Source organism: Paenibacillus puldeungensis, assembly GCF_042678945.1.
GTDB classification, from domain to species: Bacteria; Bacillota; Bacilli; order Paenibacillales; family Paenibacillaceae; genus Fontibacillus; species Fontibacillus puldeungensis.
The window spans coordinates 578,232-592,173 of sequence record NZ_JBHTLM010000001.1 but is presented as its reverse complement, the minus strand read 5'-3'; the positions used below and the strand labels follow the sequence as shown (position 1 = coordinate 592,173).

At 46.0% G+C, this 13,942-nt stretch carries 17 protein-coding genes; 4 read left to right on the top strand and 13 right to left on the bottom strand.

Annotation, left to right across the window (positions count from 1 at the left end):
- Nucleotides 1–77: 77 nt before the first annotated feature.
- From ACFQ3W_RS02515 to ACFQ3W_RS02460, 12 genes are all read right to left on the bottom strand, one after another.
- Nucleotides 78–365, bottom strand: a complete 288-nt coding sequence (locus tag ACFQ3W_RS02515; protein WP_379316253.1) for a hypothetical protein — start codon at nucleotides 363–365, stop codon at nucleotides 78–80.
- A gap of 134 nt (nucleotides 366–499) precedes the next feature.
- Nucleotides 500–1,279, bottom strand: a complete 780-nt coding sequence (locus ACFQ3W_RS02510) for an ABC transporter permease (protein ID WP_379316251.1) — start codon at nucleotides 1,277–1,279, stop codon at nucleotides 500–502.
- Nucleotides 1,276–2,166: an ABC transporter ATP-binding protein gene (locus ACFQ3W_RS02505; protein WP_379316396.1), complete on the bottom strand. Its 891-nt coding sequence runs from the start codon at nucleotides 2,164–2,166 to the stop codon at nucleotides 1,276–1,278. Before ACFQ3W_RS02505 ends, ACFQ3W_RS02510 begins: the two co-directional genes overlap by 4 nt.
- 48 nt (nucleotides 2,167–2,214) lie before the next feature.
- Nucleotides 2,215–2,427 carry a PLD nuclease N-terminal domain-containing protein gene (locus tag ACFQ3W_RS02500; RefSeq protein ID WP_379316249.1) on the bottom strand — a complete coding sequence of 71 codons (213 nt, stop codon included), beginning with the start codon at nucleotides 2,425–2,427 and terminating at the stop codon, nucleotides 2,215–2,217.
- Between the two features lies 1 nt (nucleotide 2,428).
- A complete protein-coding gene (locus tag ACFQ3W_RS02495) occupies nucleotides 2,429–2,656 on the bottom strand; it encodes a transcriptional regulator (RefSeq protein WP_379316247.1) in 228 nt (75 codons plus the stop codon).
- Nucleotides 2,653–2,979, bottom strand: a complete 327-nt coding sequence (locus ACFQ3W_RS02490) for a YxlC family protein (protein ID WP_379316245.1) — start codon at nucleotides 2,977–2,979, stop codon at nucleotides 2,653–2,655. The genes ACFQ3W_RS02495 and ACFQ3W_RS02490 overlap by 4 nt, the downstream gene beginning before the upstream one ends.
- The gene (sigY, locus tag ACFQ3W_RS02485) at nucleotides 2,966–3,511 is read right to left on the bottom strand and encodes an RNA polymerase sigma factor SigY (protein ID WP_379316243.1); all 546 of its coding nucleotides are present in this window, start codon (nucleotides 3,509–3,511) and stop codon (nucleotides 2,966–2,968) included. Before sigY ends, ACFQ3W_RS02490 begins: the two co-directional genes overlap by 14 nt.
- A gap of 409 nt (nucleotides 3,512–3,920) precedes the next feature.
- Nucleotides 3,921–4,271: a type II toxin-antitoxin system PemK/MazF family toxin gene (locus tag ACFQ3W_RS02480; RefSeq protein WP_059046614.1), complete on the bottom strand. Its 351-nt coding sequence runs from the start codon at nucleotides 4,269–4,271 to the stop codon at nucleotides 3,921–3,923.
- Nucleotides 4,272–4,274: 3 nt separating this feature from the next.
- Nucleotides 4,275–4,556: a CopG family ribbon-helix-helix protein gene (locus tag ACFQ3W_RS02475; protein WP_379316241.1), complete on the bottom strand. Its 282-nt coding sequence runs from the start codon at nucleotides 4,554–4,556 to the stop codon at nucleotides 4,275–4,277.
- A 253-nt stretch (nucleotides 4,557–4,809) separates the two neighbouring features.
- A complete protein-coding gene (alr, locus tag ACFQ3W_RS02470) occupies nucleotides 4,810–5,991 on the bottom strand; it encodes an alanine racemase (protein ID WP_379316239.1) in 1,182 nt (393 codons plus the stop codon).
- A gap of 204 nt (nucleotides 5,992–6,195) precedes the next feature.
- On the bottom strand, nucleotides 6,196–7,332 hold the full coding sequence (locus tag ACFQ3W_RS02465) for an outer membrane lipoprotein-sorting protein (RefSeq protein WP_379316237.1): 1,137 nt from the start codon (nucleotides 7,330–7,332) through the stop codon (nucleotides 6,196–6,198).
- A gap of 116 nt (nucleotides 7,333–7,448) precedes the next feature.
- The gene (locus ACFQ3W_RS02460) at nucleotides 7,449–8,735 is read right to left on the bottom strand and encodes a hypothetical protein (protein ID WP_379316235.1); all 1,287 of its coding nucleotides are present in this window, start codon (nucleotides 8,733–8,735) and stop codon (nucleotides 7,449–7,451) included.
- Between the two features lie 243 nt (nucleotides 8,736–8,978).
- Here ACFQ3W_RS02460 and ACFQ3W_RS02455 point away from each other — a divergent pair, with 243 nt between their 5' ends.
- Nucleotides 8,979–9,893 carry an ABC transporter ATP-binding protein gene (locus tag ACFQ3W_RS02455; protein WP_379316233.1) on the top strand — a complete coding sequence of 305 codons (915 nt, stop codon included), beginning with the start codon at nucleotides 8,979–8,981 and terminating at the stop codon, nucleotides 9,891–9,893.
- Nucleotides 9,893–10,747, top strand: a complete 855-nt coding sequence (locus tag ACFQ3W_RS02450; RefSeq protein ID WP_379316231.1) for an ABC transporter permease — start codon at nucleotides 9,893–9,895, stop codon at nucleotides 10,745–10,747. Before ACFQ3W_RS02455 ends, ACFQ3W_RS02450 begins: the two co-directional genes overlap by 1 nt.
- A 10-nt stretch (nucleotides 10,748–10,757) precedes the next feature.
- Here the strand turns inward: ACFQ3W_RS02450 and ACFQ3W_RS02445 are convergent, their stop codons facing one another.
- Nucleotides 10,758–11,348 carry a TetR/AcrR family transcriptional regulator gene (locus tag ACFQ3W_RS02445; protein ID WP_379316229.1) on the bottom strand — a complete coding sequence of 197 codons (591 nt, stop codon included), beginning with the start codon at nucleotides 11,346–11,348 and terminating at the stop codon, nucleotides 10,758–10,760.
- Between the two features lie 111 nt (nucleotides 11,349–11,459).
- Here ACFQ3W_RS02445 and ACFQ3W_RS02440 point away from each other — a divergent pair, with 111 nt between their 5' ends.
- Complete coding sequence (locus tag ACFQ3W_RS02440) at nucleotides 11,460–12,023, top strand: hypothetical protein (RefSeq protein WP_379316228.1); 564 nt, start codon at nucleotides 11,460–11,462, stop codon at nucleotides 12,021–12,023.
- A gap of 98 nt (nucleotides 12,024–12,121) precedes the next feature.
- Nucleotides 12,122–13,684, top strand: a complete 1,563-nt coding sequence (locus ACFQ3W_RS02435; protein WP_379316226.1) for a MurR/RpiR family transcriptional regulator — start codon at nucleotides 12,122–12,124, stop codon at nucleotides 13,682–13,684.
- The last annotated feature ends 258 nt before the right edge of the window (nucleotides 13,685–13,942 follow it).

The window sequence follows — 13,942 nt, the reverse complement described above, 5'->3', positions numbered from 1 at the left end:
CATGAAAGCAAAAACGGCTGGACTAAGGTTCCCCACCTATCCAGCCGTTTCTCTGAATCATGATTAAAGGTCATCGATCAAGCTACGCCATATACCGAAGCCATACAATCGACAAACATCCGGTTATACTCGCTGCGGGTCAAATCCTTATTGCTTTGGATGTCCCGCCCCAAGAATTGAAACCAAGTGATTTCCACCTGATCTTTCTTATACAGAAATTTTCCGTTTTCCAGTAAAAATTTGTCGTTTTCATAGCTTGGGACATTCTCATAGTCAAGTTCCAAACCTTGCTGATCTGCAACAAATGTAGCAAGCAGAATCAACATCTTGAAAGGATCATCATACATTTCAAAATGATCGGTCATAAGCAGCCATCTCCTTTAATGTAGATTGTCTTCATCGTACTAGAAAGCGTTGCAGCTTGAAATAGCAAAATTTTAAGATTCTATCAAAATTATGCTCTGGGTTAAAACAAATTCAGTCTAGCAGCAACAAGGCATTAGCTATAACTGTCGTAGTGTTTAAACGCAAGGACCGTTCCAGCGAATATGCAGAAAATGAACCCAAGGCTTAAGCAAAGCATGACGCTGAAGGAGTCAGTTCCCTTCCCGTTTATTAAAAAGCTGCTAGCCTGACTTAGCGCACTCGCCGGCGACCAGGACATCACCTTTGGAAACAAAGTGTTCGCGAGTGAGAAGCCTCCTAAAATAAGCAAGCTTGTACCGGCAATACCTGCCGTCTTGCGGAACAATGCCCCCATGCACAGCGTAACCGTCATAACGAACAAAATCCAGATGCTGTATGTTAACAAGCCTGCCAATATACGACTCACAGGAATCGGTTTAAACAGTATGACCACATAATAAGCAGCTAAACTATACGCTAGTGCAAAGGACGACCAAATTATACCTGCATGCGTCAGCCATTTGCTGCCGATATATTGCAGGGGCAGTACCTGCCGTGACATGATTAACGCTAAAACACCGCTACTCCGCTCTTGTGAGATGCTCCCCATAACGCTAAGTACGATAATCGCAGTCCCCATTACTCCAAATTGGGATAATGTACTGTTAAGCACCTCTTCGCCTGATGGTGTAGGAATCTGGATGACGGAGCCTGGAGGCAGGTTCCCTGCCATATCCAAAATTTGTGGCATAAAATAGTAAGTGATTGGCTGAGCTATGGCCAGGAGCATCATCACGATCGGCAGCCACAGGAGGCGTTTATCCCTCCATGCTTCCAGCCACTCTTTGCCAAGCAATGTGAAGAAAGTACTCATGATCCCATCACCTCCATATATGCATCCTCAAGCGAAGGTCTTTTTTCCTCAAAATGACGAATCATCAGCCCGCTGTCGATTGCATCGGTTAAGAGCCGATTACGATCGGCAGGATAGTTCAGCTTAAATTCAGCAGTGGTCGGAGAAAGGATTTGGAGCTCCTTCACATAATCTTTTCCAATAATCCAATTTTTCAATCCTTCTTCCGTACTGAGTACATACTTCTCTGTAGGATAACTGCGCTGTAAGTCAGTAAGAGCTCCGGACCACTGCACGCGCCCGAGCTTCATCATAACTACTTCGTCGCACACCTGCTCAGCATCATGAAGTACATGCGTAGAGAATAAAATTGCCATTCGCTGCTTTAGTTCCAGCATCATCTTCAATACATCCTGCCGGCCCGATGGATCGAGCGCGGATACAGGCTCATCCAAAATAAGCAGTTTCGGATCATGAAGCAGCGCTTGCGCTAGCCCCAGTCTCTGCTTCATCCCGCCTGAAAATCCCCCGATTCGCCGGTTTGCATGGTTCTTCAGACCAACGTAATGCAGCATCTCCTCGCATTTTTTCTTCAGATCCCTGCTTGGTATATGAGTCAGCCGCCCGACAAATTGCAACAGCTCCATCGCGCTCATCCATGGAAAGAATGAAGGTTGCTGGGGCAGATAACCGATGAAAGGCCGATCCGGTCCATCTGCCTGTTCTGAGAACGTAATTTCTCCTTCGCTCGGCGCAAGCAGGCCCGACAACATCTGCAGCGTAGTTGTTTTCCCGGCGCCATTAGGTCCAAGCAATGCTACGCACTGGTTAGTCCCGATTTTCAAATCCAGCCGGTCGACCACAGGGTGCTGATTATACCTTTTCGTCAATTGTTTTACAGTTAGCAGCATGTCCGAATCCCCTCTTTTTCTTGCCAATCTATTACATCTGAATCATCATTCTGAATCATGAGGCGCTTTTCCATACGGATTTCGTCCGAAAACGAAAAACGCAATCGGTCCGAAAATCCCGACGAACAAAATGAGGCAAATCCATAGCCATTTGGGACCTCTTGTATTGGCTTCTTTCACGCAAGTAATAAGAGCTGTCACCATCAACAGAAACTGCAATACGATTAGCGGGAGCACAATTTGCCAGATCTGAGTCATTTTAATCCTCCTTTCGATATACGCCTTGTCTTAGTCTCTTACGGTAAGGTCTCACCACAAAGAAATAGTAAAAAATCGTAGGCATCGGCAGCTGGATGAGCCCCCATAGCCCCCACAGCCAGGGATAAGCTCCTTTCTTCTGAGCATCTCGAAATAAAAGGAGGCTTTGCGTCAGCATAAAAGGGGCGAAACAGAGCAAGACAATGATTTGTTTGGAAATTTCACTCATTCCTCACTCACTCCGTCCATGAATTTCCGACGCTTTCTCATGACAAGCAGCAGGCTTGGAGTTAAAATAAGCGCAATCCCCTGAATCCAATAGAAGGCTATTTTCAAACTGAGGACGATTGCCCCGTAGCATGCCAATATCATAACCGCTGTAAATGCAAAGATGATCAGCTCTCGCTTTAGTGCTTTTTGACGCTCCAATTTCATCTGCTGTACCTTAAGCATGAGTTCCTCTTTCGAAGGAACCTTCGTTTCGTGCAGTACTTCTAACCTTTGAAGATCATTTATAAGCAGACTTTCCCATTCCCGTTCATTGTGTTTCATCTTGAGACCACTCCTTCCGGATTCGCTCCAAACCGTAATGTACTCGAGTCTTAACGGTTCCCTCTTTCAAATGAAGGATGTCTGCAATTTCTGAATAAGTGAAACCGTAATAGTGCCTAAGCAGGATCGGAACTTTGGTCTCCGGCTCCAGCTTCGCGAACAACTCTAAATAGATAGACCATTCATGCCCGCCCACCGACATTTCCCATTTCAGCTTCCGCCATGTCTCAGCCATAAGCTGCTGCATCTGCTTGCGATCCCTATGTTCCTTTCGCTTCTGATCCATATACAGGCGAGAGGCGATGGAAATCAGCCATGTAGAGAATTTTGACTTTCCTTCAAAGCGATTTATTTGAATGTAAGCCTTCATCATGGTCTCCTGAGTCAAATCCTCAGCAAGCTCCGGCTGCAGCGTAAGCTTCATCAAGTATTTGTTTAAAAATGAATAGTGCTCCTGAAAAAGCTCAGCAAATGCTTCATCCTTGCCACGGATTGCTTCGCTGATCAGTCTTTTCTCTTCATCCTGATCCAAACGGATACAGCCCCTTCTCATTCACTCTGTACATGTGACGTTTCTCAAGCGAAAATCGTTCATTTCGATTCACAACTTATTATTTTCACACCATAAGCCTTTTAATGAACTCAGTCCTCACGACGCTAGATGTAAAAAGTACATCTATTTCCCCTAAAACATCCAATTATTCAGAGGTAGTTGTAAAAAGTACATCTAAAAGTAACCATTACCGTATCTACCGGCCTACAGAGCCATTTTAAGTGTACTTTTTACATCTACTTTCTCATAACCCCGGGAGGCGCGATGAAATAGCTGTACAAAATACATTTACACCAAACAATTTGAGCATTCCTGTCCATGAAAAAAAGACGCCCCGGAATTTTCCGAAGCGTCCTGTCGACCGCAGGCTCCCTGCGCTGTCGACCTATTAAAAATCGATTAAACCGAGACTAATCAGCAGCGAATCGTTGACTTTTTTCATCGTCTCATCGTCCAAATGCGTAATTTTATCGGTTAGTCTTTGCTTGTCGATCGTTCTAATTTGCTCCAACAAAATGACGGAATCCCTGTCAAATCCGTGTGTAGCCGCATCAATTTCCACATGCGTAGGCAGCTTCGCCTTTTGGATTTGCGCAGTTATTGCCGCAACAATAGCCGTTGGGCTGAATCGATTGCCGATATCATTCTGGATGATAAGCACCGGTCTTACCCCTCCCTGCTCAGAACCGACCACAGGGGAGAGATCTGCAAAAAATACGTCGCCGCGCTTTACGATCAATGTTTACACCCCGCTTACTAGGCGGTCCAGAGTGATGTCTGCATCTTCTTCCGCGTGGAACGCTTCGGAGGCCATGGACAGATTGATTTTCGCCATCTCCATATATCCACGCTGCATCGATTCACGGATGAAGCGTTTCTTCCGCTCACTAAGATACAGCTTCATGGCCTGCCTGATTAACTCACTGCGATTGGAGTTCTCCATAGCAACGATTCCATCCACTTCCTGCAAAAGATGATCCGGTAAACTGATCATGATTCTTTTGGTGTTGTGCATATTGGCCATCTTTACTTCCACCCCCAAAACCTTGTCGACCCTGATTTCATATCCTTAAGTATATCATTATTCAAGGAAATTTATACAAAAGAAATATATGCCGAGAGTATATCAAGTATGCTGCATTTCATTATAAACAAAAATGACAGCGCCGTACATATCTGATCATTTCCATGTCTTGTATTCGATAGTCTCGACATAAAATCCTTCTAGTCAGGGAAAAGTTTTGTTGAATTTTGTCTGCTATAGTTGATGGCTGTCTTTACAGCAGTGGATTTACTAACACATCGGGCTCTCCCTTGCGCTTGTAAACCCGGGGAACGCGGTGGGCCAACATGCAAACCAGTTCATAGTGGATCGTGCCAAGCGCGGATGCCAGCTCGCCCGCCGTTATCTCTTCGCCGGACTGCTGACCGATGAGCACAACCTCCTCGCCGACTTGAATTTCTTCAGCTTCCTCAGCCAAAGCTTGAAGCGACACCATACATTGGTCCATACAGATGGTTCCGACAACCGGGACGCGGCGTCCGCGTATCAGTACTTGCGCCTTCCCGCCAAGCATCCGAGAATATCCGTCGGCATATCCGATCGGAAGGGTACCGATTCGCTCTTCCCCTTCGGTGATATATCTTGCCCCGTAACTGATGGCGGAATGGGGCGGCAACGTTTTTACCCAAACCACTTCCGTTTTAAGGGACATGATCGGATGAAGCTCCACCTCATCCTTCCGAACTTGATCGGACGGGTATAAGCCATATAGTGCGATGCCGATTCTTACCATTTGCATAGATAACTCCGGTAAGTCAATAGCGATGGCGCTGTTACCCGTATGTATGATTGGGATCGAAATTTCATGCTCCCGCAGCGCATCCACCACTCCCTGAAACCGTCTATACTGTTCCAATGTATAGTTTTTGTCTTCTTCGTCCGCAGTTGCATAGTGGGTAAACATACCTTCCACTTCCACCTGCGGGATCTCCATTGCCTTGCGCACGAAGGCAACCACCCCATCTCCAGGCAGCAGGCCTACACGCCCCATTCCGGAGTCAATCTTGATATGGATCTTGAGCTTATGCGGGAACGTAGACGGATCCAAAGAGCGGATTGCCTCAAGCACTTCATCGCTGAATACGTTTAGCGTAATGTTATGTTCCCACGCAGCGTGAACGCCGTGCGGTGGCGTATAGCCTAAAACAAGAATAGGAAGCTTAATCCCGGCGTTTCTAAGCTCCAGAGCCTCATCCAAAAAAGCTACACTCAGATAATCCGCTCCAACTCGCTCCAATTCTCTTGCCACAGGGACAGCACCGTGTCCATAAGCATTAGCTTTCACACATGCCAGCAATTTCATGTCTTGCGGCAGTCTACTCCGCAACGCTGTGTAATTGACGTCAAGCATATCCAAATCAATTTCTGCATGGGTAGGTCGATACTTCACTTGCACTTCTAGGTCACCTTCTCCAAAGATTGAAAGCCCAAATACATCCTGAGCATTACACTTATGGTAATGTCCCGGGGAGCGGCTGTCAATTCTGCAAAAGAACCCAATTCAGGCAAGGGCAGAGCCAGAGTAAAAAAAATAGGCGGATAGACGTGCCCGGTTAAATAAATAATCTTTCCGGAGCAAGCGCAATCCGCCTATTTTTCATTATTTACCCGTTTCGTTCTGCATAGAAGCGGCGATTTTCACCATTTCATTCACAGGAAGGTCCTCACTAGTGATGCGGAATTCCAAACCGTCCATCGTCCAGGTTAAAGTCTGCAGATCATCACCGGTAAGATGCCCCACCGTAAATCCCATAAAGACCGTTTCTCCGGGAACAAGCGAAGCTGTACGATCCGGCGAGCGCGACTCCGACAATGTAAATTGATAGGTACCGTCGAAGCGAAGAAGAACTGCACTGCGCTCGCTTCCCTCGATAGCCTTATCGTCCTTAAGTTTCACTCCTTCCGGCAAGTAGGTAGGATTGATTACCCCAAATGGCTCGGACAATTTAGGCGCGGATGGTTTCTTGGTTCCTTCCGCTTCGCCGCTGGATGGAGCGCCCGTCGCCTCTTCACTCTTTTGGCCAGCTTCACTGCCCTCAGATGGCTTCTCCACGAGCATACCGTTTTCATCTACTTCTAACAGCGTCCCTTGGGAGTCCTGCGCTGCTGCATCTAGATTACGTTGCATATCGAAGGAGTTTTTCTCAAAGTTCGGATTAAAATCAAACTTATCGAATTTGACCTCGACGACGACCTTCGCTTCGGCATCCGACACCTGCACTTGTTTAGGCGCATAGTTGCTTTTTGCAAGCCAGATTTTTTGCCGTACAAGAGCGTGGGAGTTATAGTTTGCCGCTACTTCAAAGATATAGCTATCCTTGTCGCTATCAAATTGACGGGTGCTATCGCTCAGAATGCTTCGGGCCAACGTCTGATACAAGTAAACCTGGCCTTGATTTTCCGGCCAATCGCTCTGGAACCGGAAGCTTTTGTTCAGACTCGGGGTCAGTACGTAAACACCTTGCTCATTACGAAGCACGATTTGTGTAACATCCTTCTGTGCATTTGTCAGGGCAATGCGGTAGAAGGACGGATTTTGATACCAGACCTCCACCCTATACTCCTGTGGCTTGTCGCCCGTATAGAGCGTCATCGTGCCTGTTCCCTGATAGCTCTCTAACCCCGCGACAACTTTGTCCAAATCCTTGACGACGCCGGCGGCGTCCTTTTTCCCGCATGCAGCCAGCACAAAGCTTACAGCTAGCACGAGTATCAGCGTCCTCGTGAAAAGGCGCATGTGATCATCCCCTCTGCAGTTTGATTTCCTAAACTGATAACATGTCTATGAGGGAACTTGGCCGATTATGCAGACTAGCTCCAGCTTGTCAGCCGACACGGTTGCCTACACTAATTCTATAAGTCATTTAATGAAACAATTTCTCCCGTCGCGGCATGAACACCGTATTGGCAGTCAATTTTTTCGCATAATATATATTTTTCCTGCTCAAAATCATATACGTAAACCGACTTTAATTCGATCAGAGGCTTGATTTTCTCAAAGGCGTCGTCCCGATTTACGGTTGTCGGAGCAGCAGCCTGAAGCTCCTGGTAGACATCACTGAGGAAAGAACGGTTATCCATGTAATTCAAAACGTTAAATTTGTCCCTGTCTAGGATAACGAGCATTTTTCCTTGATGTAGCCCTTGATCTCCACCTGGATTGTTTAGCATTAACTTGGCATCAATATACCCGTGATCACGGTACAGCATATGTAAAACCCATTTTTCGGAATCATCTGGATACACTTGGCGCAAAAAGTCCCTTACTGCATCGATACACCGCTCCTGCTCTATAGCCGTAATCGGATATGTATCTGGATGCGGTTCAAGGGAAAAAGCCTGCTCGGGAGTAACTTCTTCCTCTACAAGATTCAGTGGAACTCCCAGAAACGGGGAACCGAGAGCTGTTGTCCAACGAAGCACTTTGTCCATTTTTTTGCGTGCTCTGTTATCAACTATAAATTCAAAAGGAATCGTTCCTGTCAGATCATTCGTCACATAAATTTCTTCTATTCCATACACGGGAATATATTGGTTTTTCTCAATGGCTGGGAATTCTACAAGCTTGAATTGCTGCTTCGCTATCCCTTCTACTTGATCGAGCGACAGAGAATAGTCCTCAGCCTTCGCCTCCACCTTATCTCTTGCAAGCATACTTCCTTGAGCCGAGTAAAATGTGAGTTTCCCCTCCAGATCAAACTTCACTTCGATCAGACCTGTGGGCGACACCGGAATACCATCCAGGCACTCCTGAAAAGTAAACCCGTCTTCCTTCTGATTCATAAGTTTAAACTGCTTTCCGTACGTTAGCCCCGTTTCTTGTTCAATCCATGGGATTATGCGATCTAAATCCGTTCTTTCAAACGTAATCGTATCCGCATAAGATTGTCCGCCGACAAAGATGACGCTCGCCCATTTGAGGCGGTTCAAATCCAATTTTATAACCGCAGTTCCTTCGGGATTGTAGCCTTCCTCCTGAGGTTCAGCAACGGCACTAGGCCACCATTCCATCGTCAAATAATAGACGGTTTGATTCACAAGTTCGACTCTTCGGTGGATTTTGCAGCTATTAAGCACATAAGCCGATAACCCGAATTTTACTTTTGCCTGATCCACCCATTCAGCTATTCTAGTATCCATATTATGAACGCCCTCCCTAGTATTATATTTTATAGATCGCTTGTAGACAGATTCAATGACATATTGGTGCATTTTACCTAAATGATAATACAATTTACCCGAAATGATATTGCACACTCAAAAACAACCATGCTATGGTAAGTCACAAATCGTGCCTATACAGTGCGTATTTATAAATTAACATTTCATCAGGCAGATTCGAATTATTCAACAGAAATAAAGAACAAAAGGCGGGTGAACCCCATGAGTCACATGATTGAAGTAACGAATTTAAGGAAAGCGTTTGGAGCGCTGCAGGCAGTTAAGCAAATCGATTTCTACGTTGAAGAAGGCAGTCTGTTTGCCTTTCTTGGTCCGAACGGAGCCGGAAAATCAACGACCATCGATATGATTTCCACGCAGCTGAAGCAGGACGAGGGAGAAGTGATGATTAACGGGTTTCGTTTGGGGCAGGAGGATGAGCAGATTCGTTCATCTATAGGCATCGTGTTCCAGGATAGTCTTCTTGATCCGCTGCTTACGGTAGAAGAAAATTTGTATGTACGCGGAAGCTTTTACAAGCTGGGGCGGCAGGAGTTAAAGGCGGCTATCAAAGTGGCTGCGGAAACCGCTAATGTAACGGAATTTCTGAATCGTCCCTACGGCAAGCTGTCTGGAGGGCAGCGTAGACGAGCTGACATCGCCAGAGCGTTGATCAACACCCCCAAGGTGCTTTTTCTGGATGAGCCTACAACAGGTCTTGACCCGCAAACCCGGAAAAGCGTCTGGGAAATGATCCTAAAGCTAAAGCGGGAACAGGGCATGACGGTTTTCCTCACGACGCATTACATGGAGGAAGCCGTGCAAGCGGATTATGTAACGATTATCGACCATGGGCAGGTATTAGCCAAAGGAACTCCGCTAGAGCTCAAGAAACGGTACGCGCTCGACTATCTCAAGATTACGCCGGCAAGAGCGGACGAATTGACCGAATTGCTGCAAAACGAAGGCATCCCTTTTGATAAAATAGACGATATGTTCCGAATTAAACTAGACAGTACGGTGGACGCGATCCCGATCATCGACAAATGTAAAGGCAACATCACCAACATCGAAGTCGTCAACGGCACCATGGATGATGTATTTATTAACCTGACCGGAGCGGAGGTAAGAAGCTGATGATCAGTATTGCCAGCAGAAACCTAAAAATATTTTTCAGAGACCGTGCAGCTGTCTTCTTCTCGCTCTTGGGTGTTCTTATCATTCTTGGACTATATGTTTTGTTCCTGGGAGATACGATCGCCAAAGGCCTTCCTAACATTGAGGGGGTATCCTTCCTCATCAACAGCTGGATAATCTCCGGCATTCTGGCAGTTATCTCTATTACCTCGACGATGGGTGCCTTTGGCATCATGGTGGAGGACCGTTCGCGCAAAATATTAAAGGATTTTACGACCTCCCCCATCAGCCGAAGAGATTTGACGGGCGGTTACATTCTTAGCTCTTTCAGCATCGGAGTCATTATGAGTCTCATAACCTTTGTACTGGGCGAGTTGTACATCGTAATGTCTGGAGGCGAGCTGCTCCCGCTAGTATCTATTCTTAAAGTCATCGGCCTTATTCTACTTTCTGTTCTAGCGAGCAGCTCCATCGTCTTCTTTATTACGACCTTAATCAAGAGCCAGAACGCTTTTGCGGCCGCAAGCACGGTGCTTGGAACACTTATCGGTTTCTTGACCGGGATATACATACCCATTGGCACTTTGCCTGAAGCTGTCCAGTTTGTCGTTAAGATTTTTCCGGTGTCCCATGCCGGCGTACTTCTCCGGAGTGTACTGATGGATCGTCCGATGGAAGTCTCCTTTGGCAGTGCCCCAGCAGGGGTGGAACAGGATTTTATTCAAAATATGGGCGTCGTCTATAAATTTGGCGATTACACGGTCCATTCCTGGCTTAGCATCGCCATTTTGGTGGGCACGACCGTTCTCTTCTTTGGTCTCTCCCTGTTAAATATGATGAGAAAAAGCAAATAGTTTAGCTTCATTATTCGAAATGGCAAATAGAATCCAAATAATGATTCAACAAATTAGTGATTTTTTCTTTGTTTAATCGCTGCGGGTCCAGCAAGGCATGGAGTGCAAGTCCGTCTATCATGGCGTAGAGCATCTCCGCCTCCATGTCCTTGTTAACACCTTTCTTTAGCAAATGCAGCCGATCCAACTGCCGAATGATATGCTGAACCCCCATGTAAATTCCGTCATGCTGCGCATCAAAACTCAGCCTCTTCTTCCTGAAATAAGCCGTAAACGCAAACCAAACCTCCATTTCCGCCCTAGTTTCCTCATTCGTAGGCACCAATTCAAGCAGTATCCCGAGTGCGATCTCCCTTGGCGGCATATCCTGCATGGCAACGCTCTCGATCCGGGCCGCCGCATTCTCTTTCACCAGGTTCATCGCATACAGCAGCAAGTCCTCCTGGGAGGCAAAGTCATGCCGAAGCGAGCCCGGCGATATATCTGCCTCTTTGGCAATATTTCGCACAGTCGCTCCTTCCATTCCCTGTTCCAAAATAACTCGCCACGTCGCTTCAGCAATCTGTTTTTTTCTTTGTTCATGATCTATTAGTTTAGGCATACGTTTAGTTTATCAGGCTCGGGACAGCAACACAATTTATTTTAGTACAGTTGTATTAATTAAATTCGAATGCTATAATACTCCTCGAATTACTATTACTAAGGAGGACTTATGAATTTTGTCGCCTGGTTAATTGTAGCCTGTGAAATCGCCTTCTGGGTGGTCATCATCGCCGGCTTATCCGTTCGTTATCTGTTTAGAAAGCCGAAATTAGGGCTAGTGCTGCTCGCCTTGACGCCGATCGTCGATCTAATTCTATTCATTATCACCGGCGTGGACCTGTATAACGGAGCGAAGGCAACGACGGCCCATGCCATTGCAGCGGTTTACATCGGCGTATCGATTGCTTATGGAAAAAGCATGATCGACTGGGCGGATCAGCGGTTCCGGTACTATGTGGCCAAACAGACGGAAGCTAAACCGATTAAGCGGTACGGGCTGGAGTACGCAAGAAATTATTTGAAAGGATTCATCCGACACATCATCGCCTATATTATCGGTGCGCTTTTGCTGTTAGGCATGATCTATTTGATCAATGATGCCAGCCGTACCGAAGCATTGGTCGGAGTGCTCAAAATATGGGCTCTGGTTCTCGGAATCGACCTGATCATCACCGCGAGCTACTTTATTTGGCCAAAGGCGCAGTCTGAGCGTTCCCAGCAAAAGATTTGGTAGTAAAAAGCTCTTCTCCCGAGGACATTGTGAGATAGCAAATAGATTCCCCCTTGCAATTTGACTTATGATATTCAGCGATAAAGCCAGGGGGGAATCTAATGTTTACACCGAAACAAATCCGTTCTTTCAACGAAGTGGAATTGGACATGTACCGTTATATTTTAAATCACAAGAATACGATCCCTTACATGACGATCCGTGAATTTGCCGCTAAGGTCCATTCCTCGCCAACCAGCGTCCTGCGTTTCTGCGAAAAAATAGGCTGCAGCGGGTTTGTAGAGTTTAAGGTGTATTTCAAACAAATGCTGAGCAATGAGCAGCAAAGCAAAATCTCTTATTCCGACGACAAGATCGGTCTGTTTCAAGATTTTCTGGCCAAAGTGAAGACGCCCTTGTTCACTGAGAAGCTGAACAAGGCCATACAAATGATTCAACAGCGGGACAAGGTCTTCTGTCTTGGAGCCGGCCCCACCGGCAGCATCGCCTACTATGCAGCGGCTCATTTCTCCGCTTCCGGGCTGTTTGCCGCTTATTTGGATGAGCAGGTGGCTTTGTCGGCAACCCGTCTGTCCTCCGATCTGTTTATCCTATTCTGCGTGAGTGGCGAGTCTGAAATCTTCATCGAACTCGTTGAAAAAATCAAAAATAGCGGCGGTCAAACTCTCCTCATTACGAACAGCAACTATTCTTCACTAGCCAAAATGGCGGATTTGACGGTTGCATACAATGTCTATTACGCCAGAAGCCTACAAAAAACGGTTCCCACTTTAATAGGTCACGAGGACATGGACAATGTAGTGGATAGTTTCTCTACGCAGCTGCCCGCTGTTTATCTGATCGAATCCTTGGGCAGTACAATAGCTGCCTCCTTCGCCAAACACAATCCGATTCAAGAGGGACATGATCACTTCCATTCATCAGATATTATAGAAACAGCATATGATCTTAGCGAACATGAGCAGAAAATGTATCATTATACGATTTGCAACAAACCATTAATCCCTTATCTAACCATCAGAGAGTTTGCTGCCGAGGTGCATGCGTCCCCTCCTTCCGTTCTGCGATTTTGCCATAAGCTTGGCTTTGGTGGCTTTAAGGAGTTTAAGCATCATATCCAGCAAGAACTGGACCAAGCCGGAGCTTTGATAGGCTCCGAGGATCGTTCCCAGTTGTTTATGAGCTTCCTAAACGAATTTAATACCACGGCCTACCAAGAGCAAATTCACATCGCTGCTGCTTTGCTGTCCGGGGCCGATCGGATTTATTGCTCTGGTGATAGAGCATCTGGAAGTATAGCCTACTATGCGGCGATGTATTTCGTGGCAGCCGGCAAACATGCCAGTTATCTAGATCAAAGGTGTGTAAATGCGATACATCAGACGGTCAAGGAAGTATATATTCTGTTTAGTTTTAGCGGAGAATCCGAAGCAATGATTAACTTTGTGCGTAAGGTTCAGGAAAGCGGAGGGACGAGTGTCATCGTCACGAACAACAGAAGCTCAACGTTATCTAAACTCGCCGATTTTACTTTACCCTACCATCTTTTCCATGCCAAAAATATGAGCAGTTCTGTCGACGATTTCTCGACGCAATTACCGGTCGTATACTTGATCGAAACGCTGGCCAAGATGTTTTTTACGGAGCAGGAAATATTGGAATGAGGCGTAACAATTTGTTCCTTGATCGGAACGAATTTTCCATTTTGAAACGCCCTTCATATGACGACAAATTTATGAGCTACGTTCCCTGATTAGCTTGTTTATCCACCTATTTTTGATTGATTTAGGTGAAAAAAAGCTGAAATGAACGGTTTGATCTGTAACAAGATGTTTTAAGGATGGAACTTTTTTTGATTTTAGAGAAAGCGATTACATAGTGTGCAATGGTATTCTTTTCTTATTTCCCTTGTGCTAGAGTAT

Bases quoted from the DNA above. Each gene is read 5' to 3' on its own strand.
- ACFQ3W_RS02515 (WP_379316253.1), bottom strand. From the start codon at position 365: ATGACCGATCATTTTGAAATGTATGATGATCCTTTCAAGATGTTGATT.
- ACFQ3W_RS02510 (WP_379316251.1), bottom strand. From the start codon at position 1,279: ATGAGTACTTTCTTCACATTGCTTGGCAAAGAGTGGCTGGAAGCATGG.
- ACFQ3W_RS02500 (WP_379316249.1), bottom strand. From the start codon at position 2,427: ATGACTCAGATCTGGCAAATTGTGCTCCCGCTAATCGTATTGCAGTTT.
- ACFQ3W_RS02495 (WP_379316247.1), bottom strand. From the start codon at position 2,656: ATGAGTGAAATTTCCAAACAAATCATTGTCTTGCTCTGTTTCGCCCCT.
- ACFQ3W_RS02490 (WP_379316245.1), bottom strand. From the start codon at position 2,979: ATGAAACACAATGAACGGGAATGGGAAAGTCTGCTTATAAATGATCTT.
- ACFQ3W_RS02475 (WP_379316241.1), bottom strand. From the start codon at position 4,556: ATGGCCAATATGCACAACACCAAAAGAATCATGATCAGTTTACCGGAT.
- ACFQ3W_RS02465 (WP_379316237.1), bottom strand. From the start codon at position 7,332: ATGCGCCTTTTCACGAGGACGCTGATACTCGTGCTAGCTGTAAGCTTT.
- ACFQ3W_RS02460 (WP_379316235.1), bottom strand. From the start codon at position 8,735: ATGGATACTAGAATAGCTGAATGGGTGGATCAGGCAAAAGTAAAATTC.
- ACFQ3W_RS02455 (WP_379316233.1), top strand. From the start codon at position 8,979: ATGAGTCACATGATTGAAGTAACGAATTTAAGGAAAGCGTTTGGAGCG.
- ACFQ3W_RS02450 (WP_379316231.1), top strand. From the start codon at position 9,893: ATGATCAGTATTGCCAGCAGAAACCTAAAAATATTTTTCAGAGACCGT.
- ACFQ3W_RS02445 (WP_379316229.1), bottom strand. From the start codon at position 11,348: ATGCCTAAACTAATAGATCATGAACAAAGAAAAAAACAGATTGCTGAA.
- ACFQ3W_RS02440 (WP_379316228.1), top strand. From the start codon at position 11,460: ATGAATTTTGTCGCCTGGTTAATTGTAGCCTGTGAAATCGCCTTCTGG.
- ACFQ3W_RS02435 (WP_379316226.1), top strand. From the start codon at position 12,122: ATGTTTACACCGAAACAAATCCGTTCTTTCAACGAAGTGGAATTGGAC.